Source organism: Arthrobacter sp. NA-172 (assembly GCF_043952055.1).
GTDB lineage: Bacteria > Actinomycetota > Actinomycetes > Actinomycetales > Micrococcaceae > Arthrobacter.
This window is the reverse complement of record NZ_JBINOT010000001.1, coordinates 1,571,327-1,593,081: the sequence shown is the minus strand read 5'-3', so window position 1 is coordinate 1,593,081 and position 21,755 is coordinate 1,571,327. Positions and strand designations below refer to the sequence as shown.

At 58.3% G+C, this 21,755-nt stretch carries 17 protein-coding genes and 6 pseudogenes; 15 read left to right on the top strand and 8 right to left on the bottom strand.

Going from position 1 to position 21,755, the window contains the following annotated elements:
• Positions 1-821 precede the first annotated feature (821 nt).
• From ACF0H6_RS07900 to ACF0H6_RS07875, 6 genes are all read left to right on the top strand, one after another.
• Positions 822-1,328, top strand: coding sequence for a glycosyltransferase (locus tag ACF0H6_RS07900; RefSeq protein ID WP_395249112.1), 507 nt, complete (start codon positions 822-824; stop codon positions 1,326-1,328).
• A gap of 67 nt (positions 1,329-1,395) precedes the next feature.
• On the top strand, positions 1,396-2,400 hold the full coding sequence (locus ACF0H6_RS07895; RefSeq protein WP_395249111.1) for a glycosyltransferase: 1,005 nt from the start codon (positions 1,396-1,398) through the stop codon (positions 2,398-2,400).
• Between the two features lies 1 nt (position 2,401).
• Positions 2,402-3,409 (top strand): glycosyltransferase family 4 protein, encoded by a 1,008-nt coding sequence (locus ACF0H6_RS07890; RefSeq protein ID WP_395249110.1) that lies wholly within the window; start codon positions 2,402-2,404, stop codon positions 3,407-3,409.
• Positions 3,410-3,423: 14 nt separating this feature from the next.
• A complete protein-coding gene (locus tag ACF0H6_RS07885) occupies positions 3,424-4,512 on the top strand; it encodes a glycosyltransferase (RefSeq protein WP_395249109.1) in 1,089 nt (362 codons plus the stop codon).
• A gap of 122 nt (positions 4,513-4,634) precedes the next feature.
• Positions 4,635-5,918 carry a lipopolysaccharide biosynthesis protein gene (locus tag ACF0H6_RS07880; protein WP_395249108.1) on the top strand — a complete coding sequence of 428 codons (1,284 nt, stop codon included), beginning with the start codon at positions 4,635-4,637 and terminating at the stop codon, positions 5,916-5,918.
• Between the two features lie 74 nt (positions 5,919-5,992).
• Positions 5,993-7,258 (top strand): hypothetical protein, encoded by a 1,266-nt coding sequence (locus tag ACF0H6_RS07875; RefSeq protein WP_395249107.1) that lies wholly within the window; start codon positions 5,993-5,995, stop codon positions 7,256-7,258.
• A 54-nt stretch (positions 7,259-7,312) separates the two neighbouring features.
• Here the strand turns inward: ACF0H6_RS07875 and ACF0H6_RS07870 are convergent.
• Positions 7,313-8,036: pseudogene (locus ACF0H6_RS07870) on the bottom strand (ISL3 family transposase); the annotation flags it as partial.
• Positions 8,037-8,106: 70 nt separating this feature from the next.
• On the opposite strand from ACF0H6_RS07870, the pseudogene ACF0H6_RS07865 reads away from it, so the two are divergent.
• The 3 genes and pseudogenes from ACF0H6_RS07865 to ACF0H6_RS07855 form a co-directional block, all read left to right on the top strand.
• A pseudogene (locus tag ACF0H6_RS07865) lies at positions 8,107-8,523 on the top strand (transposase family protein); the annotation flags it as partial.
• A gap of 188 nt (positions 8,524-8,711) precedes the next feature.
• On the top strand, positions 8,712-9,218 hold the full coding sequence (locus ACF0H6_RS07860) for a transposase (RefSeq protein ID WP_395249106.1): 507 nt from the start codon (positions 8,712-8,714) through the stop codon (positions 9,216-9,218).
• Entirely contained in the window at positions 9,206-9,439 is a 234-nt protein-coding gene (locus tag ACF0H6_RS07855) for a transposase (RefSeq protein WP_395249907.1), read from the top strand. The genes ACF0H6_RS07860 and ACF0H6_RS07855 overlap by 13 nt, the downstream gene beginning before the upstream one ends.
• A gap of 42 nt (positions 9,440-9,481) precedes the next feature.
• On the opposite strand, the pseudogene ACF0H6_RS07850 reads toward ACF0H6_RS07855, so the two are convergent.
• The 5 genes and pseudogenes from ACF0H6_RS07850 to ACF0H6_RS07830 all read right to left on the bottom strand — a co-directional run.
• Positions 9,482-9,658: pseudogene (locus ACF0H6_RS07850) on the bottom strand (ISL3 family transposase); the annotation flags it as partial.
• Between the two features lie 28 nt (positions 9,659-9,686).
• A protein-coding gene (locus ACF0H6_RS07845; RefSeq protein WP_395249105.1) for an IS3 family transposase occupies positions 9,687-10,834 on the bottom strand; the annotation gives its coding sequence in 2 pieces (ribosomal slippage) (positions 9,687-10,561 and positions 10,561-10,834; 1,149 coding nt in all).
• Positions 10,835-10,913: 79 nt separating this feature from the next.
• Positions 10,914-11,342: pseudogene (locus ACF0H6_RS07840) on the bottom strand (ISL3 family transposase); the annotation flags it as partial.
• 116 nt (positions 11,343-11,458) lie between these two features.
• A complete protein-coding gene (locus ACF0H6_RS07835) occupies positions 11,459-12,328 on the bottom strand; it encodes a glycosyltransferase family 2 protein (protein ID WP_395249104.1) in 870 nt (289 codons plus the stop codon).
• 92 nt (positions 12,329-12,420) lie between these two features.
• Complete coding sequence (locus tag ACF0H6_RS07830) at positions 12,421-13,947, bottom strand: polysaccharide biosynthesis tyrosine autokinase (RefSeq protein ID WP_395249103.1); 1,527 nt, start codon at positions 13,945-13,947, stop codon at positions 12,421-12,423.
• A 462-nt stretch (positions 13,948-14,409) separates the two neighbouring features.
• On the opposite strand from ACF0H6_RS07830, the gene ACF0H6_RS07825 reads away from it, so the two are divergent.
• The gene (locus tag ACF0H6_RS07825; protein WP_395249102.1) at positions 14,410-14,544 is read left to right on the top strand and encodes a hypothetical protein; all 135 of its coding nucleotides are present in this window, start codon (positions 14,410-14,412) and stop codon (positions 14,542-14,544) included.
• Between the two features lie 3 nt (positions 14,545-14,547).
• On the opposite strand, the pseudogene ACF0H6_RS07820 reads toward ACF0H6_RS07825, so the two are convergent.
• Positions 14,548-14,998, bottom strand: a pseudogene (locus ACF0H6_RS07820) (Lrp/AsnC family transcriptional regulator).
• A gap of 185 nt (positions 14,999-15,183) precedes the next feature.
• Between ACF0H6_RS07820 and pdhA the strand changes: the two are divergent.
• From pdhA to ACF0H6_RS07795, 5 genes and pseudogenes are all read left to right on the top strand, one after another.
• Positions 15,184-16,412, top strand: a pseudogene (gene pdhA / locus ACF0H6_RS07815) (pyruvate dehydrogenase (acetyl-transferring) E1 component subunit alpha).
• Complete coding sequence (locus tag ACF0H6_RS07810; protein ID WP_395249101.1) at positions 16,409-17,527, top strand: alpha-ketoacid dehydrogenase subunit beta; 1,119 nt, start codon at positions 16,409-16,411, stop codon at positions 17,525-17,527. The pseudogene pdhA and the gene ACF0H6_RS07810 overlap by 4 nt, the downstream one beginning before the upstream one ends.
• Positions 17,528-17,529: 2 nt before the next feature.
• Positions 17,530-18,960 (top strand): dihydrolipoamide acetyltransferase family protein, encoded by a 1,431-nt coding sequence (locus ACF0H6_RS07805; protein WP_395249100.1) that lies wholly within the window; start codon positions 17,530-17,532, stop codon positions 18,958-18,960.
• A 213-nt stretch (positions 18,961-19,173) separates the two neighbouring features.
• Complete coding sequence (locus tag ACF0H6_RS07800) at positions 19,174-19,659, top strand: acyltransferase family protein (RefSeq protein WP_395249099.1); 486 nt, start codon at positions 19,174-19,176, stop codon at positions 19,657-19,659.
• 20 nt (positions 19,660-19,679) lie between these two features.
• Positions 19,680-20,318: an acyltransferase family protein gene (locus tag ACF0H6_RS07795; RefSeq protein ID WP_395249098.1), complete on the top strand. Its 639-nt coding sequence runs from the start codon at positions 19,680-19,682 to the stop codon at positions 20,316-20,318.
• 313 nt (positions 20,319-20,631) lie between these two features.
• On the opposite strand, the gene ACF0H6_RS07790 is transcribed toward ACF0H6_RS07795, so the two are convergent.
• Positions 20,632-21,726, bottom strand: a complete 1,095-nt coding sequence (locus ACF0H6_RS07790) for a glycosyltransferase family 4 protein (RefSeq protein WP_395249097.1) — start codon at positions 21,724-21,726, stop codon at positions 20,632-20,634.
• Positions 21,727-21,755 lie beyond the last annotated feature (29 nt).

The window sequence follows — 21,755 nt, the reverse complement described above, 5'->3', positions numbered from 1 at the left end:
CGCGACTCTCGCTTACAAAACGGAGTCGTAGGCGAAAGAGGAGGACCGAAGCTGTCGAGACTTGAGACGCTAGATTTCTTCTAGCGTAACGCCCGACGGACAGGATACCTGAACGTTGTGGTAGTTCTAGTGGTGGCACTTGGAGTCAGGCGCCCGAACTCGCTAAAGTCAGGGGGAATATCGTGTCGAGTCAAGAGATGGCAATTCAGGCACCGCGCGTCATGGTTGTTCATGAGTGGTTCTCGGAGATTGGCGGGTCAGAAAACGTTGCCACGGCCATGATGCAGACCTTTCCCGGATCGTCAGTGTTCTGTCTGTGGCGCTCGTCTGGGGCAGCCGTGGGCGTCGAGGCGTCTGTAGTGGAAAGCGTGTTAGCCCTTCGTCCATTCCGGGGTCGGAAGATGCTGTCGCTTCCATTCATGCCGCTAGTGTGGCGAAATACCAGCGTCCGCTCAAGCGATGCGCAGGTTGCACTGGTTAGCTCTCATTTGTTCGCCCATCACGTCCGGCTTCCGCCCCAAACGCACAAACTCGTCTACGTTCACACGCCTGCGCGATACATATGGGAACCCGCCCTCGATGAACGCGGCAAATCGCCACTCGCAAGAGTCGCTTCAGCTGTACTCAAACCACTAGATCGACGTCGCGCGCAAGAAGCCACCGAGATTGCGGCGAATAGCCAATTTGTGAAGGAACGCGTACAGCGAGCCTGGGATCGAGATGCCCGGGTTATATATCCGCCGGTTGACGTAGCACAGATCCGAGCTAGGTCCGATTGGTCCTCAACTCTGACAGCTAGTGATCGAGCGATCCTCGACACGTTGCCCTCTGAATTCATCCTCGGCGCTTCACGTTTCGTCTCCTACAAACGCTTGGACGTCGTGATCAAGGCGGGAGAACTATCCGGAATTCCTGTCGTATTGGCCGGCGGCGGTCCAGATGAAAGTCGACTACGCGCCATCGCTGCGGTAGCCAACGTGCCTGTCACATTCGTAGCGAGACCTTCGACAGAACTATTACGCGCCATCTACCAGCGAACGCTCCTTTACATATTTCCACCAGTTGAGGATTTTGGAATCATGCCCGTCGAAGCCATGGCTGCAGGGGCACCGGTGCTTGCAAATCGATTAGGTGGGGCCAGCGAGTCGGTAATCGACGGAGTGACGGGTGCATTGTTTGATCCACTGGATCAGACGACGATGGCTTCCTCAATAGATCGGGCTCTGGCGGTGAATCGATCCCTAATTGCCGACCACACCGATCGTTTTTCTAAACAGCGATTTCAGGATGAGATACGAGAATGGGTGACCCATCACGCACAAACCTGAGCGCGCAAGTACGGAACTAATTTGTTGCGCGGTTGATAGTTCGTTCGACCTTTAGATTGTGAGTTTGATGAATACCGAAACGGTCGCCATTACGGTCACCTATGGTGATCGGTCTGACATGTGCATCGAGACAGTCCGCCGAGCTTTGGACTCCGGTGCCGCAAAAGTCATTGTTGTTGATAACGGCTCAACCGACAACAGCAGGGCGGCACTCGAGGCCTTCCAAATCGTTGCGGACGGCGCATTGGATATTCAAAAGTTCGAAGAAAACGCTGGAACAGCTATAGCCTTCGGGGCCGGGATCTTGGCGGCACTCGAACTCAAGGCAACGCATATCTGGATCCTCGATGATGATAATTGGCCCGAGCCAGGCTGCCTCGAGGCCTGCTTCGATTTCATGGATGCCCTCGGATCTCCCCCGCACTCAACGGCGCTCTCTTGTAACAGGAACACGGATGAACATCATGCGCTGCTGACCTCGGGAGAGGATTATGCAAGTGTGTTCGAACCGGACGGAGTTTTTTTTGGATTCGATCTATTCTCTCGTCTATTTGGAAAGAAAAATGGAACTCGAAGCGCGACCACATCAACGGTAGATCGGAAACTTCCCCAAGCCCCTTACGGTGGATTATTTGCTCCAAGCGTCGTATTTCAAAGGGTCGGATTGCCGCGGAAAGACTTTGTTCTCTATTTTGATGACGTGGAGTACACTCGGCGAATGAACGACATGGGTGTAAGCATCTTCCTGTGTTCGGATGCCAAAATCACGGATGCCGGCAGTAAATGGGTCGATTCGACCAAAAATAGATACTTGTCGGGAATGATAAAAGCCCAGAACGATGTTCGCACATACTATTCCTACAGAAATAGCATCGTTCTGGACATCGCCCGCGCGCGCCGCAATCGAGTGGTGCCGCGCTTCTTATCGAATTTTGTAATCTATTCTGCCTACGTAGTTGCAATGTGCTTGCGCCATCGCAGTCGATCGTTCCTTGTTGTCTATTTCAGTGCCTGTCGAGATGGGGTTCTTCGAAAAATGGGCAATCAACTATCACTGAAAGGTGTTGGGTGATATGCGGCCCGTATTGAAGTCGGGAACCGCCTCGATTTATGTTGATCAACGCTGGATCGGTCACCACGGCATTGCCAGATTTGGACGTGAGGTAATAGCTCGATTTCCGGTCCCTTTCAAGACACTTGAATCTCCCCTGAAACCGGCTTCACCATTCGACGCCTTCAACCTGGCAAGACTGAAATTGAGTCCCCACGATATCCTTTTCACCCCTGGGTTTAATGCTGGTATCTGTCGAGGAGCGCAAATATTGACAATTCACGATCTTATCCACCTGGATATTAGTGAAGAAAGTTCAGTCCTAAAGAAGGCCTATTATGATCTTGTTGTGAGGCCCACTGTAGCCAACGCACGTCTCGTTTTCACTGTCTCAGAAACATCACGAGAGAAGATCCGCTCTTGGCTTGATGACGATCGCATTAGGGTGGTCAACGTGGGCAATGGAGTCTCCGAAGATTTTTCAATAGTTCAAGAGTCTTCAACCGCATCCCCGACTAATTTTGTCTTTGTGGGAAATCTAAAGGCACATAAGAATCTCCGATCCATATTCCAAGCTCTCCGGTTGAGACCGAGTTTCTCTGTCGCCGTCGTTTCTTCTGATGAAGCAGGAATTAGGCTTCTCGCCCATGAGTTCGGTGTGGATTCGCAGATTCGCGTCTACAGCCATCTTTCAGACTCACAGCTGGCCGAGTTGTACCGGCAGTCCGCTGCCTTGCTATTTCCCTCGATTTTGGAGGGTTTCGGCCTGCCTGCGGTTGAAGCCATCCGTTGTGGGACGCGGGTTGCCTACTGGGCTGGATGTTCAACTGTCGCAGAAATTGCGCGCGATCATGGGATCGCCGTTGACGATGCACATGATCCGGAGGGTTGGGCGTTTGCCATGGATGCTTGCTCTCGGCTCAGCGAGGAGGGCCCGATTCGTCCCGACGATCATTGGAAGAGCCGGTATGATTGGCAGAACGTCGCGAGAAATGTCTCGGACGCGCTTCTCGCCTACCATCGGGCCTGAAGGCACCTCAAGAGATGGGCAGTGTCGTCCAAACGCTTAAGAGAATCCTGTTTGTAAGTCACTCGGCTGACGGCGGCGTGTTCAAAGTGGGCAGCCACCATCTAGCTCGCGAAATGGCTCTAACAGGGGCCAACGTAGCGCACGTTTCAACACCTTGGTCCTTGGTCCACCGGATTCTTGGGCGCGGTGATCGGATTCGCCGCGATTTGGCCACGGATGGCCCCAGGGTAGATGAACACGGCGTCGTGCATGCTTGCTGTCGAACTCTGTTGCCAAGTCGTCTGAGTCCGGGTGCTTATCTCGAACGGCTGTTGCTCCAGATCGGCTTCGAGGAGCCGGACCTGGTGCTGATTGACCAACCGCTAATGGACAGTCGCTATCTGCGTTCACTGGGTAGGACTCGTATTTATCGCCCAACAGACTTGTATACTGGCGGAGCTGCCGCGGCGCAACGAAGACTAGTTCGTCACGCTCACGGCGTCGTCGCGACCTCGCAACCGGTGCTAGACCGTTTACCAGACGTGCCACAACAGCCCCGGATTGTTGTGAGAAACGGAGTCGAATATGCCAGGTTCGCCTCGGAGCAGAACCAGCAGCGAAGCGGCGCTGTTTATGTTGGCGCCATCGATGGGCGCTTTGATTGGCAGGCGGTTGTCCATTTCGCCCTCGCCAGCCCAGCCGAGCCTTTCACGATTATTGGTCCTGTCGTGAACCCAGCGCCCGCGTGCCTGCCGCCCAATGTAATTGTCGCGGGTCCCGTGCCTTACCACGAGATTCCGGCTGTCCTAGCGCAAGCAAAAGTTGGACTGCTGCCGTTTACGGAAACTGAACTGAACGCTGGTCGGAGCCCCATGAAGCTTTTCGAGTACCTGGCAGCAGGACTGTTTGTCGTGGGTAGTCGGGGAGCAGGTGGAAACAACCCCAGTATTCCTGGGTTCAGTGCATACGCTTCATACGAGGAAGCCGACTGGCAGTTGTCTCGTTGGTTCAAAGAAACACAGCAAAACGTTCTCGGATCGCGGAGGGCATTTGGCGAGGATTGGGCATCGAAAGCTGCTGAGATACTCAAGTTTGCTGACCGGGTAGAATGGGGAAGATCTTAGCCGAGGAGCCACGGAAACTCGAATCTACTAATCGAGGATGCTCATACTCTGAAGGGCTTGCTCGAACCAAGCCGTTCCCCCTAGTTGTCGGCCGTCACGAAAGAACGGACACAAGAAATAGCATGAAGAGTCGATTAAAACGACTTCTTGGATTTTCGGCGCTGCCGTTCATCTCCGCGATGACACCACTCTTGCTCCTCCCGATTGTGGCCAGGCTGGGAGGACCTGAAGGGTGGGCAAGCGTTTCCATTGGTCAAGCAGTCGGCGCGTTTGGATCCGTGGCGATAGGATATGGAAGCATGATCTGGGGTCCGCCGGCCATCGCGAGCTCCAGTAGAGACGTAGATCGCCGCGCCATTTATGCGCGGGTGCTTTCATCCAAGGTTTTGATTTCATGCATCGTTTTCCCCTCCATTGTTCTCATAACAATGATGATGTCGCCGCCAAAACATTTGCTTGAAGGAATCGGCATGGCATTGTCCATGGCCCTTATTGGCTGGTCTCCGTCATGGTACTTAATAGGACTTGGCAAACCTGGACCAATCGCGATAGTTGAAACCATTCCGAAGCTCGTGGCCACAGCGCTCTCCGCATGTCTGCTTCTTTGGACAGGGATTATCTGGTTCTACCCACTTTGTCTGATCTTGGCCACCGGGTTGGGTTTGAGCCTTTTTCACCGTCAAGTTCTAGGTTCCATGTGGCCACGGATTAGACCGTTCAGCCTCGACACGCTGAGAATGTTACGGTTCCGATCAAATGCGGCCCTAATAGATGCATCAGGTGTTGCATACGTAGCTGCGCCGATTCCCGTTGTTTCAACTGGCGGCAACGTGAGTGAGATAAGCTCTGTTGCATCGGGGGACAAAATCTACAGATATGGCTTATTTGGGATAGTTGCTCTGGCTAATGCGGTTCAGGGATGGGTTTTAGAACCGAAGGCAAGCGACGCATTTCGTCGCCACATAGTTGCAATAGTTGCGCACATTACGCTCGGTCTCATCGGCCTCGTGTTCCTGTGTGTCGCGGGTCCTCTGGCAACGGAGATTCTCTTTGGATCCTCAGTTGCAGCAAAGAATCCAATGATGGCATTTTATGGTGTCGCTTATTTTTCGGTTTCCGCGTCTACGCCTTTTGTCCGAAATTTACTTATTCCAGCCGGTAAAACGCGCGTCGTCTTGTCTGCGACTATTATCGGTGCCGTTATAGGCCTCCCGTCCATGATGCTCTTTAATTCGACGTCCGGCGCCTCTGGAGTCGCTCTCGGGCTCGCGATTAGTGAGGTTTTGGTTCTTGTGATAACAGTCTTTGCCGCGATACCCCTTATTGGGAACTTCAGGCATCTCGAAGATTCTGAAACGTCCGCTTTAATGCAGTTGGAGAATGGGACGAGCGAGCGGATTAATTGAATACGGTTCGCCCTTTTCGGATTTAGGCGGCCCAATACATTGACATGCTCTTACTGCTCACTACAAAGGAACCTATGTTGAAACTCGAATCCGCTGTGCGGCCCGGAGTTATTTTTGTCGTTCCGCTTTTAGTAAGTGCTGCGGCTTGGGCTGTTCCTGGTGAGTCGACATTTCTGCGCGGATTCTCTCAGCGTACTCAATTTACTGCTGGAGGCCTGATTATTCTAGTCGCCTGGTATTGTCTCTGTTTCATCGTATTCAGCACCGGAATGAAAGTGGGGAGATCCGTTACTCCACTTAAGTTGATTTCGTCGCTTGAATCGACGTCGCGCTATGAAGTAACATTTCTGCGAATTTTGACCATTCTCGCCACTGTAGGCGTGGCTTACTCTCTTTTCCTTGCGCAGCAGCAAGGATCCATATTGGCAGCATTGGCGCAGAATTCCGGAAACGATCTGTCCGAGCCACTAAAAGACGGTGCCGGACTCGCGACGACAAGGTACACCACTGTGATAGCCGCGCCTTTTGCTATTGCGCTTTGGCTTAGGAAACGCTCCCCTTTAGGGGTAGCCGTTTGGAACGTCGCACTGTTGTTCACGAGTTCGCTGTTTTCGTCGCGTATGTCGTTAGTCATGGCTGTTGTTCTGTTCGGATTCCTTTACAGTCATGATAATCCCGGCGCCCGTATAAAGCTGTCCCGCGTAGCAGGAGCTGGGCTTGTAGTCTTTTGCCTTTTAGGAGTTCTGAATTTCTTTCGAAACGCCAAATATTATGTGGTCTACGGCGTAGATAATCCGCTTCTTATGAATTGTTATCAGATACTTTCATATCTCGGTGCTCCTTTCCAAGTTTCGGAAGGAGTGGCTGGTTCGATCTTTCAGGGAACATTTCCTGATAGAGGAGACTTTGTGCGTTCTTTGCAGATACTCATTCCAACTTTCTTTCAGGACAAGAATGCCGGGTCCGTGATTGGTAGTGATTCGCTCTACGCCAATCAAGTGGACGTAGCTGGAAATTTGACGACAAACTCTGCTTTCGCCGATATGTACAATACGGTCGGCACGTGGGGTCTTCTCTGGAGCCTGATTGCGGTCTTAGTGGCGGGGATGATCTACGGCCATTGTAAACAATACAAGTCCGGGATGGTTCTCGGAGCTGGTCTTGCACTATATTTGTTGGCCGAGTACTGGAGAATATTTCTCTTTAATCAAGGCATCGTTGTGTATCTCTTTCTCATCATATTTATTTCAGCCTTCGTCTCGGTTTGGGCGACTTCGGCGAGACTCGAATACGAGACGCATTCCCAACCACGTCGAAAGAGCGTTCTTCTGCGGCGCTAAGGGATCTTCGTGGTTGGTAAAGAAATTGAGTCGGTGTCGTTGAAGATAAGAGGCTCATCGCATTTGAGGGTGTAGCTGCGGTCTGAATCCGCCGGTCTCGAGGAGTGATCGGGCGATGTAGTTGGCAAGGTTCCGGAAGCCGAGGGCGGAGCCGCGGAGGTGTTCGAGGCGGCCGTTGAGTGCTTCCGTGGGTCCGTTGCTGGTGCCGGGCCGGTCGAAGTATGCGAGCACGTCACCTGCACGGCGTTTCAGCGTCCGGCCAAGCGTGATGACTTCGGTTAGTGCAGCCGGAACGCGGGTACTGATTGCGTCGATCAGTGCCTGCATGAGCTGTTTCCCCCCGGGCGCCGTCAGGTTCGCGGTAGGCGGCGACGACGCGTTGATAGATGCCCCAGGTCGCTTCGACTTCGGCATGGTCATCCGCAACGAACAGGCCCTCGAGCCTGTCCTTCTGCTTGTCGGTGAGCAGATCGTGCCCGGTGTGCAGGGTCCGGCGGGCGGCGTAGAGCGGGTCCCCGGTCCGTCCGCGGTGCCGACGGGTCTGCTGCTGAACGCGCTGGCGGCACCTGTCCAGAGCGTCGCCGGCAAGCCGGACGACGTGAAACGGGTCCATGACCTCGACCGCGTCCGGAAGCTCCTCGGCGGCTGCGGTCTTGAACCCGGTGAACCCGTCCATCGCAACGACCTCTATCCCGTCCCGCCAGGGCTGCGGCCGCTCGGCCAGCCAGGCCTTGAACACCTGCTTCGAGCGGCCCTCGATCATGTCCAGCAACCGGGCTCTTCGTGGTTGGTGGGGAATTGAGTTCGTGTCGTTGAAGACAAAGGGGCCCGTGGCCCTGTTGGGATGAGTGTGTCTAAGCATTCAACCTGGAACAGGACCACGAGCCTTGAACGAGCCTACCGGGGTCGCAGCTGACGCTGCCACCAGCATCTTCAACCTGCCTGATTACCGTGTCATCGCCACCGGCGTGAGCGCCGATGGAGGTCGCCGGGTCATTGTCGAAACCGACCAGCCACCGGGCTGCCCGAGCTGCGGTGTCATTTCTTCTCGACGGAAGGAACGCCGCCTGCAGCGGCTGAGGGATATTCCTGTCGCCGGGCCCGTGGAGGTCCTCTGGTCCAAGTACCGCTGGTACTGCGAAGAAATAGCCTGCGACCGGCTGTCGTTCTTTGAATCCACGCCCCAGGTGCCGCGCCGTGCCCGCTCGACCGGACGGCTCCGGGATCAGCTCGTGGACGCGGTCATCCGTTCGGGCCGGGCCGTCTCGGAGACTGCTGCCGCGTTCGCGGTGTCCTGGTGGATGGTCCGTACCGCGCTGAACGAAGCCTGCTTCCTCGCCCTGCCCGATGTGGATCGGCTGAGCCCGAGGATGCTGGGCATCGATGAGCACCGGTTCCGGTCGGTGCGCTACTTCCAGGACCCCGAATCCAAGGTCTGGACGCGGTTCGAGCCGTGGATGACCACGATCGTGGACCTGGACAGCAGCCAGGTGCCCTTGGCGTGGTCGATGGCCGGGACCACAAGGGTGTCGGGGAGTGGCTGTTCGCCCGTCCCCTGGCATGGCGTCTGGCCGTACAAGTCGTGGCGATCGACCCGTCGGCGGCGTTCCGTAAGGCGCTGCGGATGTGGCTTCCGCGCACCGCCGTCGCGGTCGACCATTTCCATTTGGTTTCCTTGGCCAACCAGGCCGTGACCGAGACGCGGCAGGATCTCTCCCAGCAGGTCAAGGGCCGGCGCGGGCGGGCCGTCGACAAGGCCTGGGCGCACCGGATGCTGCTCCTGAGGGCCGGCGACTCACTCTCCGGGAAGGCAGCCCAGCGCCTGGCGGAAGTGTTCGCCGCGGACGATCCGACCGGCACTCTCCAGGCGGTGTGGAGGTCAAGGAACAGCTCCGGGTCTTGCTGCGCACCGGCGCCCTGTAGGACGCCGCGGCAGCAAAAGAACATCTGGAGGAACTAGTCAAGGCGGCCGGACGACCGGAAACGAACCGGCTCTACCGCACTGTCTGCAGGTGGTGGAAAGAGATCGAGGTGCTCATCGTCACCGGCGCCACAACGGGTAAGGTTGAGGCCAACAACACCGCCATAAAAAACATAAAGCGCACGGCCCGTGGCTACCGCAACCCGGTCAATTACAAATCGGTTATTCTCTTGAGAAGTGCCGTCCGGACGGCGGCATGACGCTCATCTCGGGAATCCCTTTCCCCACGAACCACCAAGAGCCAGCAACCGTGCCGGGCCGGTTCTGTCACGGACCGGGGTGAGGTCGATGATTACGGTGACGTATTTGTCCCCGCGCCGGGTGTGCCGCCAGACATGCTCATCGACCCCGATCACGGCCACCCCGTTGAACCGGGCAGGGTCCTCGATCAACAGCCGCTTGCCCTCCGCAAGGATCGTGGTTGGGTCCCCGTTAGCAGTCCAGCGTCTATGCGATAGCTGATTGGTTTTCTTGCGTCCAGGTTTCCCAGTATCGGTTCGGCGTCATGCCGTCCAGGGATCCGTGGGGCCGTTCATGATTGTAGATAGCTTTCCATTCCTCGGCCAAATACTTCGCTTCGGCCATGGTGTCCATGATTTCTCCGGAGAGTTGTTCCCTTCTGAACTGGGCGTTGAATGATTCGATGAAGCCGTTCTGCCACGGTGATCCCGGGTCGATGAAGGCTGTGTCCACGCCGGCGGTGCTGCACCAGTTGACCAGTGCCGCGGCGGTGAATTCCGGCCCGTTATCGCACCGGACGTAGGCCGGGGCGGTGCCGGTTTCGGCGATGATGTTCTCCAGCACCGCGATGACGTCGGCGGCCTTGAACGACCGGCGCGGGATGACGGCCAGCGCCGTGCGGGTGTATTCGTCGATAACGTTGAAGAACCGGATGTGCCGGCCGCAGGAGGTCACGTCGGACTGGAAGTCGAAGCTGACCACGTGCATCGGGTACTGGGCCGTGAGCCGCTTTTGTTCCCCGGCGCCGGGCCCGGTGCGCCGCTTCTTCCGCGCCTTCGGTTTGCAGGTCAGGCCTTCGTCGCGCCAGAGCCGGCGCACCCGCTTCCTGTTCAGCGCCACGGCAGCCCATGCTGGCTGGGCCAGCAGGTGCCAGCGGGCTTTCCGCCAGCCCCACGCCGGATGCTTGCCGGCAATCTCACGCAGGGCGGCACGAAGCCGCGCTTCCTCGACACCCATATCGGGTTTCTTCTTCCGGAAAGCGGACCGGTTCTGCCCGATGACCTTGCACGCGAAACGTTCGGACGCCCCGAACTTCTCCACCGCCATGCGCACGGCACGACGGCGGGGCTCGGGGCTCAGAATTTTCCCTTCGCCACCTCGTTCAGGATGTCGATGGCCAGTTCCTTCTCTGCCAGCAGCCGCTTGAGCCGGGCGTTCTCCTTCTCCAACTCCTTGGTACGCCTGGACGCCTCGGCGTTGTTCTCGGACCCGTACTCCTTCAGCCACCGATACCAGGTCGCCTCGGTAACCTGAAGCTCCTTGATGACCTCGACCATCGGGCGGCCGTCATTGAGCATCTTCTGGCCCTGACGGACCTTGGCAGTGACCTGCTCCGGGGTGTGTCTGCGTGCCATGATTCGTGAAATTCCTCCTGTGTCCATTCTCGGACACGAAACTCACACAAACACCGGACTCCTCAGCGGGGACCCAACCAATCGCGCTGTTCGCGGTATGCCAGGACACGCCCAGGCCTTCCGCGACGCGGGCGACCGTGAGGTGCTGGCACACAATGCCCTCCAGCGCCCAGCGCAGCCCGCGACGGGAGATCTTCGCCCGCGGCTGCGCGGCTTTCGAGATGTCCTGGCGCCACACGCGTCCGCAACCCGTGCACTTGTAACGGCGGACCCTCACCAGCAACGTCGTCGGCCGCCAGCCCAATGGTTCGTGCGCGAGCGGCCGTGTGACCGTGCCGCGCGCAAGGCCCTGCGCACCACAAGAACGGCACCAATCATCCGGATCAACGGCACGGCATTCCAACACCGCACGGCCAGGCCCCAGAAGCAGCCCGGCAGCTTCCAGCCCAAGCTCATCAAGCCGGCAGAACGTAGTCAGATCAGGAGGCAGGAAGGTAGCGTGAGACATGTCGAGGTCTTCCCGATGGGCAGTGTAGGAACTTCCACCATCGGAAGACCTCGACCTCTACCCGGCCACCGACGCGCCCACCCCGACTACACCCTCAAATGCGATGAGCCAGTTAATTACCTTTCAACGGCCCTGATCATGGATTTGCGGGACATAAGTCTTCCGGTTATTCCTTCGATTCTCCCGACGAATACCCACAATCCATCGATAGGTTTGTATGGATGGCCCTTCCGCAGTCCAAATGAAACCCCTCCAGCAACAGCTTTGAAACGATCGATCGCGACAAAATTTCCGGTGACCAACAGTCTCCCGTATCCCCGCGCATAAGCCCTTAATTTAACGCGCCGCTCACTATCGCTCAAGCCTTGCGGATCGGATATTCCGAGGACGTGAGGGCAATGGATCCATTCGAAGTATTCTTCTATTCTAGATTCCATCCATCGGAGAAGGAGTTCCGTCCCTTCTCCTGACTGCCAGGGAGTCGGTGCCCCGGTTCCAATAGATTCATCAAAGCCGCCCAGGCTTAGGAACGTTTGATGGTCCATGAATAGTCCAGGCTCGATCACGTTCCAGACGTTTTTTCGAGTCAACCCAGCCCCAGACTGTGCAAGGCGGAACTTCGGGCCGAACTCGTCCACAACAGTCAGAGCGCCAGCTGTGCCTCTAATGTCCTGGGACTTGAAAGTCTCGACAAAGTCAGAGGGGAACCATGAAGTATCGTTGGGGAACAAAATGAAGTCTGCCAGGTGTGGTGCACTGTGTACTGCAAAGTTCCTACCTGCAGCTGCGCCGCGCGGACCATCTACAACTGTTACACGGGCAGGACCGAAATCGAGTTCGTCGACAATTGTTCGGATCCGCTGTCCATCTCCGACGGCAGAAATTACAATCCAGTCGTTGTGGTCGAGCTGTCCCGCCAACGACTTGAGGAGCCTTTCGATAGGTCGATGGGAACCCAGCGTTGTAATAGCAAACCCAATGTTCACCGGTTACCTTCTTCTCGATAAATGTCGCGGCAATATATGACCTGTGGCCGTTGTCAACGTTGGGCACGGTCTATCGATTGGTGAGGGTTGGGTCAGAGGGGAAAGCGACTGGGCGCCCTAGTCTCTTGGGTGTCAGCCAACTCGCGTTCTACTTCAAAATCGTTGAACTCATGGGCATGAGCCTCTGAGAGTCGGTTTTGGCGGCGGGCTCGTGGCCCAACCACTTTCGCCGAGTGAACTTGGTTCTTGTTTTTGACATCGGACGAGTGTGAATCGTAGCTATAGTAGCCGTACGAGGAAGCCTCAGGCCCCTTCGTAGGGACGCGATTAAGAATGATGCCAACAATATCCGCGTCTACGAGTTCCAGCGACTGTAGTGACTTCTCGAGGTTTTTTTGGCGAATTCTGCCGCTGCCTACGACGACGGCAACGCCGCCGCTAATTTGTGCCAGCACCGTAGCATCCGTAACAGGAAGCAGCGGAGGGGCATCTATGATCACGGTATCGAATGCGCTTGCGAGTCGCTCGATAAGATCTTTCATTGCTGCAGAACCCAGAAGTTCACTGGGGTTCGGAGGGATTTGCCCAGACGTTAGAACGAAGAGATCGTGACTGCCCCATGGTTGCAGAAGGTCGTTGACATCGGCTTCAGCAACCAGCGCGGTCGTAAGGCCCGCATTGCCATCCAAACCGAGGTACTCTCCGACCATCGGCCGCCGAAGATCGGCCTCCACTAAAACGACTGACCGGCCGGTCTCAGCAATCGTTATGGCCAGATTGACAGCGGTGGTCGTCTTACCTTCGCCAGGTAGGGACGAGGTAATTAGAAGAGTCTTGCTTTTGTGGTCAACATGGGCAAATTGCAGGTTGGTTCTCAGTTGCCTGAAAGACTCTGCCCGCAGGCTTCGATCTCCTGTTGTTGTGACAAGAGGCTTCGATTCGGCTTCCGGATCGAATGGTATGCCCCCGAGAATTGAGGACGAGGTAATCGTCCTTACGTCGTCCTCTCCCCGCACCCGATTGTCTAACGTACTTTTCAAAAGGGCGCCCACGGCTCCGAGTACAAGGCCGCAGCCCATGCCCAAGATTAGGTACAGCTGGACATTTGGAGCCGACGGAGCTGAGGGAGCGGTGGCCGGCGTCACGATGGAGATACGAATGGGCGAAGACCCGCCTGTCGTAGGCTTCTCTAGAACTTCGACGGCTTTCACAAGACTAGACGCAACGCCCTGAGCGATCGCAGCGGACCGGACAGGCGACTCATCCACGACTGAGACTGTGATGAGAACGGTATTGAGATCTGTTGTGGCTTTGACTTTGCGTCCGAGCTCCGCTGCCGTTTCGCTCAATCCGAGGCTGTCAATGACTGGCTGCAGCACTGTCGGAGTGGTGACCGTCTTTACATAAGACTGCACTCGAGCCTGACCAAAGGAGTTGCCGGCTTGGAGTTCGTTGATTGATCCGGACCCTTGGGTCGCAACGAATAGCTGCGTTTCGGAGGTGTAGGTGGGCTTCGTAATGATCGACGCAGCGCTGCCGGCAAGTAGACCCAAAAGAGTTGCAGAAGCGATGAGTATCCAATTGCGGCGCAAGATGCGCAGGTAATCGCGTAGGTCCAAACCGAAGTCCCCCTGTGTTCATACTGGATGGAGCCAATTGGCATGCCACCAGAACGGCAATATTCATGCGGTTAATTGACATTCTACCGGCTCGGCTGCACATGACCGTTACATCGTCATTTTCGAGCCAGACTGCCCTAGTGCTCGGCGACGGACGCCCGACCCAGGGGAAGCGATGACCCACCCGTTTGACAGAAAACAAAGGGCACGGCCCGAGCCGGTGACGACTGATGCCGCCTGTGAATGCCGGTAGGAAGCTCGCAACTCTGGAATAATTGAATCGGAAGCCGTCGGCCGTCCCGCTGTCTTTTCCGGGAGGGTCCGCGCCACGTTCCTAGTCGGACTGCGAGGGCGCCCGCCAGTCTCCGATCGCGTTGAAGTCGGTTGGCTGTCTTCCAGGCGTTCTTACCTGAGTCCGTTTGTAGCCGATAATAATTCAGGGATCTCTCAGGAACATCAATTATGGAGGACGCTTTGCCGGGCTACGTGGACATTAACCCCTACCGAAAAACGCCGCGGAAGCGGTTCAAGATCGGTGGGCTGCTCGTCTTGTTGATTGTCACAGCAGGCGTGGTCTACTTGGCGCTGTCGCGCTAACCCCTACCGCGTATCCACATCCTCGAACACCAGGAACGTCTGCGTATCCTGCACGCCAGGCATTGACTGCAGCTGGTCGAAGATGACCCTACGCAGATGAATATTGTCGGTGGCACGGACCAGCAGGATGACGTCAAAGTCGCCGCCCACCAGCGCAATGTGCTGCACCTCGGGAATAAGCCGAAGCTCTTCCCGGAGTTCGCGCCAGGAAATGCTGCTGCACCTTGAGGGTGACGTAGGCCGATGATTTCAATCCGGCCTTGATGGGATCCACCAATGCCGTGAACTTAGTCAGCACACCTTCGCCCGTCAGCCGGGAGATTCTTGAGTACGCGTGCGCCCTGCTGATGTGGACGTTCTCCGCTACCTGGGTGACGGACATCCGGCCGTCCCGAGTCAGCTCGGCAATGATGTCCCGGTCCACTTGGTCAAGGGGCACCTCCGCCTGATCCATTTCCGCGTCCACCACCGCACCTCCAATTCGTCCACAGCCTGAGCCCGTTAGCAAGCTCACATTTGCAATTTGTCTTCCAGACTAGCCCTTTTCGGCAAGCTTTTCCATGATTCTGGCCAACGCTGGATACGAAACTTCTCCATGGAACATACTGAAGGCAAATAGTGGACAACGAAGGACGGACAATGACGATCTCCGCGGACCAGGAGGCCCAGGGTCTGGCCGACGCTCGCCCGGGCGACTCGGAAGTGAACGATCACGCTTCCGAAGTTCGGCGCAAGTTGGGAATCAGCGTGGAAGTTTACATGCTGCCGGCCCGCCACCAGATCCAGATGGTGGACCCTACAGGCACGCTGATGCCTGAAACTGAGCAGGGCACTGAACCCGGCCACGAATATCCCATCCCCGGTGACACCGAACTGATGGCAGCGTACGAACAGCTCGTAGTCGGGCGCCGCGTCAATGACCAGAACTCCGCCCTTGTCCGGCAGGGCCGCATGGCTGTGTACCCGTCCAGCCACGGCCAAGAGGCATGTCAGGTAGCGGCTGCTCTTTGTCTTCGCGAAGGCGACTGGCTGTTCCCCACCTACCGGGACGCCGTCGCCGTCATGGCCAAGGGCGTGGACCCTGTGGAGGCCATGACCATCTTCCGCGGTGACTGGCACGGCGGTTACGACCCCACCAAGCACAAGGTGGGCATCCAATGCACGCCGCTCACCACTCAGCTGCTCCACGCGGTCGGCGTTGCCCACGCCGCCAAGCTTCGCGGGGAAGACACCGTTGTACTTGCGATGTGTGGCGACGGTGCCACCAGCGAAGGGGACTTCCACGAGGCCCTTAACTTTGCGGCTGTCTTCCACCTGCCCGTCATCTTCTTCGTGCAGAACAACAAGTACGCCATCTCCGTTCCGCTGAGCCACCAGTCCGTGGCGCCGTCGCTGGCGCACAAGGCCGTGGGCTACGGCATGGCCGGTGAACGCGTTGATGGCAACGACCTGGTCGCGTTGCTCGCCGTGCTGGACCGGGCAGTGAAACTGGCCCGCGAAGGCTCGGGCCCGCTCTTGATCGAGGCCCACACCTACCGCATGCAGGCCCACACCAACGCCGACGACGCTACCCGCTACCGGGAGGACAGCGAAGTGGCCGAATGGACCGCCAAGGACCCGATCAGCCGCATGACCGCGTACCTCTCCGAACGCGGGCTGTTGGACGACGACGGTTCCACCCGGATTGCAGCGAAGGCCGAAGCCGTTGCTTCGCAGCTTCGCCAGGGCCTGGGGAGGACGTTCCGGTGGATCCGCAGAACCTCTTCCGCTACGTCTTCTCTACTCCCACTCCGCAGTTGAAAGAGCAGTCGGCCCTGCTCGCCGATGAACTCGCCCGTGAAGCATCCAGCCAGGAGGCAGGCAAATGAGCCCCGCCGTCACCGCATCCTCCGAGACGGCCGCGACAGGTGATGTCAGCTCCGCCACCGCCAGTGCGGCAGCTAGCGCAGCCGCCATCGCCGAAGCTTCGGGTCCCCAGACCATCACCATGGCCAAAGCGCTCAACACAGCTATGGCAGACGCCATGGCGGCGGATTCTTCGGTTCTCGTGTTCGGTGAAGACGTTGGCCGCCTCGGTGGCGTCTTCCGGATCACCGATGGCCTCATGGCCACGTTCGGAGAGCAACGCTGCTTCGACACCCCGTTGGCCGAGTCCGGCATCGTAGGCATGGCCGTGGGTATGGCCATGAACGGAATGCGACCCGTGATTGAGATGCAGTTCGACGCCTTCGCCTACCCGGCATTCGAGCAGATAGTCAGCCACGTTGCCAAGATGCACAACCGCACCAAAGGCGCCGTCAAACTGCCCATGGTCATCCGCGTGCCCTATGCAGGCGGGATCGGCGGCGTCGAGCACCATTGCGACTCGTCGGAGTCTTACTACGCCCACACGGCCGGCCTGAAGGTCTACACCCCGGCCACCGTGGCGGATGGCTATCGCATGCTCCGCGAGGCTATCGATTCCGACGATCCCGTCATGTTCATGGAGCCAAAGAAGCTCTACTGGTCCAAGGACCAGGTGGACTTGGGCGCTCTGCGTGCCGAGCACGCCGCGAACGTTTCGGCTGGATCCAGCAGCGAGGGACGGGCCGCCGTCGCACGCCCCGGTACTGATGCCACGCTCATTGCTTATGGACCTTCCGTCCCGACCGCGCTTGCCGCGGCGGCTGCGGCCGCCGAAGAGGGCCGCTCACTTGAAGTGATCGATGTCCGCTCGATCGTGCCCTTCGATGACGAGACCGTCTGCGCCTCCGTGCGCAAGACCGGCCGCGCCGTGGTGATTGCAGAAGCCCACGGATTCGCTTCGATTGCCTCCGAGATTGTGGCTCGCGTTCAGGAGCGTTGTTTCCACCACCTGGCTGCGCCCATCCGCCGCGTGACCGGCTTTGACGTCCCGTACCCGGCTCCGAAGCTGGAGCACTTCTACTTGCCAAGCGTCGACCGCATCCTCGACGCCGTTGACGACCTTCAATGGGAGAACTGACCATGAGCGCAGAAATGCAAGTGTTCCTCCTTCCGGACCTGGGAGAGGGCCTGACCGAGGCCGAACTCGTCAACTGGCTCGTGGCTGTCGGCGACGAGATCCGCGTTGACCAGCCGATCGCCGAAGTCGAGACCGCGAAGTCCATGGTCGAAGTGCCCTCGCCGTATGCGGGCATCGTTGCCGTGTTGCACGGCGAGGCCGGCCAAACGCTCGACGTCGGGAAGCCGCTGATCTCGGTGGCTCCGGTAGGTGCTTCGGTTGCCGAAGAGCCTGCAGCTGTGGAGGAACAGGTTGATGAGGCGCCCGCTGCTTCTGCAGCTGCCCAGGCATACCGGACTGAAGAGAAAGCCGGATCCGGGAACGTCCTCATTGGCTACGGCACATCCGGAGGTGGCGAGGCTCGCCGCACCCGGCCGAGGAGGGTGTCTGCTGGTTCTGCAGTCGCTTTCACCTCGGAGCCGGATTTCGCCGAACTCTCCTTGTCCCGTACTCGGATTCCCGGGAAGCTCTCTGCCGTTATTTCCCCCTTGGTGCGCAAGATGGCCCGGGACCATGGGGTCTCGCTGGATGCCGTGCCTGGTTCGGGGGATAGCGGGCTCATCCTGCGACGGGATGTTGAGGCCGCCATCGGTGGGGCCGTGCGTGAGGCCGCTCCCGCCGAGGCCCCAGCCGTTGCCCAGTCTTCCGCCGGGGTCCAGGATTCCCGTACCGGTTTGACCGTCGCTTCGCGCACCCCGGTCCGGGGGATACGGAAGGCTGTCGCGGCGAACATGACCCGGAGCCGGGCCGAGATCCCGGAGGCAACTGTCTGGGTGGACGTCGACGCCACCGCGCTGCTTGAGATGCGTGCTGAACTCAAGAGGCGTGACCCGCACGGCGCTCCGGGCCTGCTCGCGTTCATGGCTCGTTTTGTCACAGCTGGGCTAAAAAAATTCCCGGAGCTGAACACCCGGATCGTCACGGCTGAAGACGCTGCGGGCGGCGAGATGCAGGAGATCATCGCCTTCGACGGCATCAATCTTGGCTTTGCCGCGCAGACGGACCGCGGACTCGTGGTTCCGTCGGTCCGCAACGCCCACCTGCTGAGCGCTCGCGAACTCGATGCGGAGATCCGTCGTCTGACCGCCGTTGCCCGTGACGGCAAGGCAACACCGACGGAGTTGTCCAGCGGCACCTTTACTCTGAACAACTACGGCGTGTTCGGTGTCGACGGTTCCGCAGCGATCATCAACTACCCCGAGGTTGCCATGCTCGGCGTGGGCCGAATCATCGACAAGCCCTGGGTAGTGGACGGACAGCTGGCCGTCCGCAAGGTCACCGAACTGACGCTCGCATTCGATCACCGCGTGTGCGATGGCGAAACGGCTGCCGGGTTCCTGCGGTATGTTGCGGATGCGATCGAGAACCCGGGGACGGCGCTTGTGGATTTGTAGGGTCAACGCGGGGTTCCCGCTCCGAGGGTGTTGCTGGACCTCGGACGATGGGCCGCCTTCGTGGCAACGCTCAAGGTCCCCTGATGACTGGTTCAAAGAGCCGGCTCGGAGGTAAGCGCGAAAGAGACGGCCGGTCGTCGGTCGGCGCGTCCGACCGACGACCGGACTCGTCTGCAAACATTGACGACAAGCCATGCAAGGCGACTTACCCGGATGGGCCCGACCTGTAGACGCAGGCTCATGACATTGGGGGAAGCGGTTCCGGCGCGCCAGAATCTGAAATCACTGACGAGCATGAGGGCGTTCGCTGCGCTGCTTGTGTTCTCATACCACTTGGCAATCCCAGCGCTGGCGCCGGTTGCCAGTCAGGGGCGCGTTGGGGTCTCGTTCTTTTTCATCCTGTCGGGTTCTCTGTTGGCCTGGGCTTGGAAGCCTGGAGAAGCGCTCGGAGATTTTTATAGGCGCCGGGTCTCAAGGATATACCCAGCTTGTGTGGTGGCGCTGGGCGCCGGTGCCATCCTCAGTTACTCAACCGCGAACGGCGCAAGGGACCCTGGAAGCGGGGTCCTTGCTGTGTTACTCCTGCAGTCATGGGTTCCGGATAATGGGGTGATTTCGCGTGGAATGGCGTCAGTTGGTCGCTCAGCGTTGAGGCGTTCTTCTATCTGGTGTTTCCGCTTCTTGCGCCCGCAATCATGAATCTTTAGCGTCGGGGTTTGGTGGCTGTCCGTACCGTGGCGTTCGCGGCTGTCCTCGGATTCGGGATATATGCGGTGTTGGCACTTCCCAACACACCCTTTGATCAGGCGGCTTACTACGAGCCGAATACGGCGGCAGCTTGGCTGACCAACATCTTTTCGTTGTCGCGTGTGGCCGAGTTTGTTATCGGCATGACGCTGGTTTCTACTATCCGTGGCCCGCGCCTACGTGTGGGGAAGGTCGCGTCTGGCTCAATTCTTGCGGCATCCTACCTTTTGGCCGCAGTGAACCCCTCCGGTATCGGCTCGGCCGCTTTGACCCTTGTGCCGCTGTGCATCTTTATAGTGGTACTCGCCCAGAGTGATGCCGCCGGAGAGCCATCGATTGTTCACCACCCGATTCTCTTGCGCCTTGGTTCTGCCAGTTACTATTTCTACCTCGTGCATCAACTGGTTATCCGCCTGGAGAATGTCACCCTTGCGCGATTCGGGGGACTAATCCATGGCCTCGGCATGTTGACTGCCCTTGCCATTTCTTTGGGAGCTGCCGAGCTACTTCACAAGTATGTTGAAATCCCGGCCTATAGGAGGTTTAGTGGTCGCGCCTACGCCAGCACTTTGACGAAGAGCGGCGGAGCGGGCGTTTCCGCTAATCGCTAGGTGAGGGGTGAAGGACCCTTCGAGTGCGGCGTTTGCTGAGAGTCGGAAGCCGAGCAGGTTGCCGTCGAGGTAAGGGGCTAGGTCGAAGATCTGGGCCGTGTTTGCAGTGATGCTGATGGTCCCCACATCGCACATGTACAACTCGGGGTTCCGTGTTGTTGAGAATGGCAGTGTCGCGTCGATGTCACAGTAGATCCTGAGCTTCCCGCCCGTGTAGCCAAGCGTAGGTATGCCGCCGAGCAGCCCGTTCCCACCGGACGCAATTGCCGAGTATCTTCAAGTACTGGATTTATATGCCAGGTTTGGGCATGGCTTATCCGATGCAGTTTTCGGCGGCCGATTCGATGACTTTGGTGAAGGCTGAAGCGGCGTCGTGGCTGGTGTAGCCGGAGAGCTTTGCGTAGCCTGCTTCGGCCAAGCGGGTGCATTCGGCTTCGTCGGTGAGCAGCCGGACCACGTTGTCAGCGAGCGCTTCCGCGTCGCCGGTCGGGGAGAACAGGGCGCTCCCGTCTGCGTAAGCGCGGACCCCGCCGATATTCGTGGAAACCACAGCGGTCCCGCTCATCATGGCTTCAGCGGGCGGAAGATGCCATCCTTCGGCATCGCTGGCGCACAGGTAGACCCGTGCCCGCTGGTAGATGGCTGAGAGGTCCGCAGGGGCTGGCTGTTGGACATGCTGTACCCATGCGGGCAGGCCTTCGGGGCGGGGGCACACGCCGAACGTGGTCCCTTCCAGGTCAGGCACAGTGGCTTTCGCTAGGGCCAGCACCTCGCAAACCAGATCCGTCCGCTTCCATTCCTGCGGGGACACTATGGCGGTAACGCTGAGGGGGCGGGCGGGTATGGCGGGGCCCGGGGCGAAGCGGTCAGCATCGATGGCGTTAGGCACCAGCTCGGCGGCGACGCCGAGTTCAGAGGCTTTCTCTTGCAGCCAAGGGGCAATGACAACCTTGCGGAGTGGGAGCTTCCATGTCCGGTCCACGAAGGAGGCGTCTTTAGACCAGTCCTCGTAGTGCTGGATGAAATAGACGCCGGAGGACTTGCCCGCGAGGGAGTGTTCGTTGGTGATCGGTGCGCTCTGGCATGCGGTCGCCACGACAATATCAGAACCGTCGAGGTCGCGGCTGATGGTCAGGAACTTGTTGATGATCCGTACGTCGGAGTGGAAGTTGAACCACCCTGGCTTGGTGTTGCGCACCACCTCGGGCATGTACCGGACCCGCCTGAGGATGTCGATTGGCTTGTCAGCACCGCTTTCATCCATGCTGAACCGCCATGCGTGGATGATCTTTACGTCATTCCCGAGGCGGGCGAGGTGGTTAGCGTACTCGTATGCGACTTTGTATCCGCCGATGGGGTTGGGCGAGTAACCGGGAAGGAGGAAGGTGATGTTCAAGAGGTGACTCATCTCGCGAGGGAGGCATGGGCGGGTGAGAG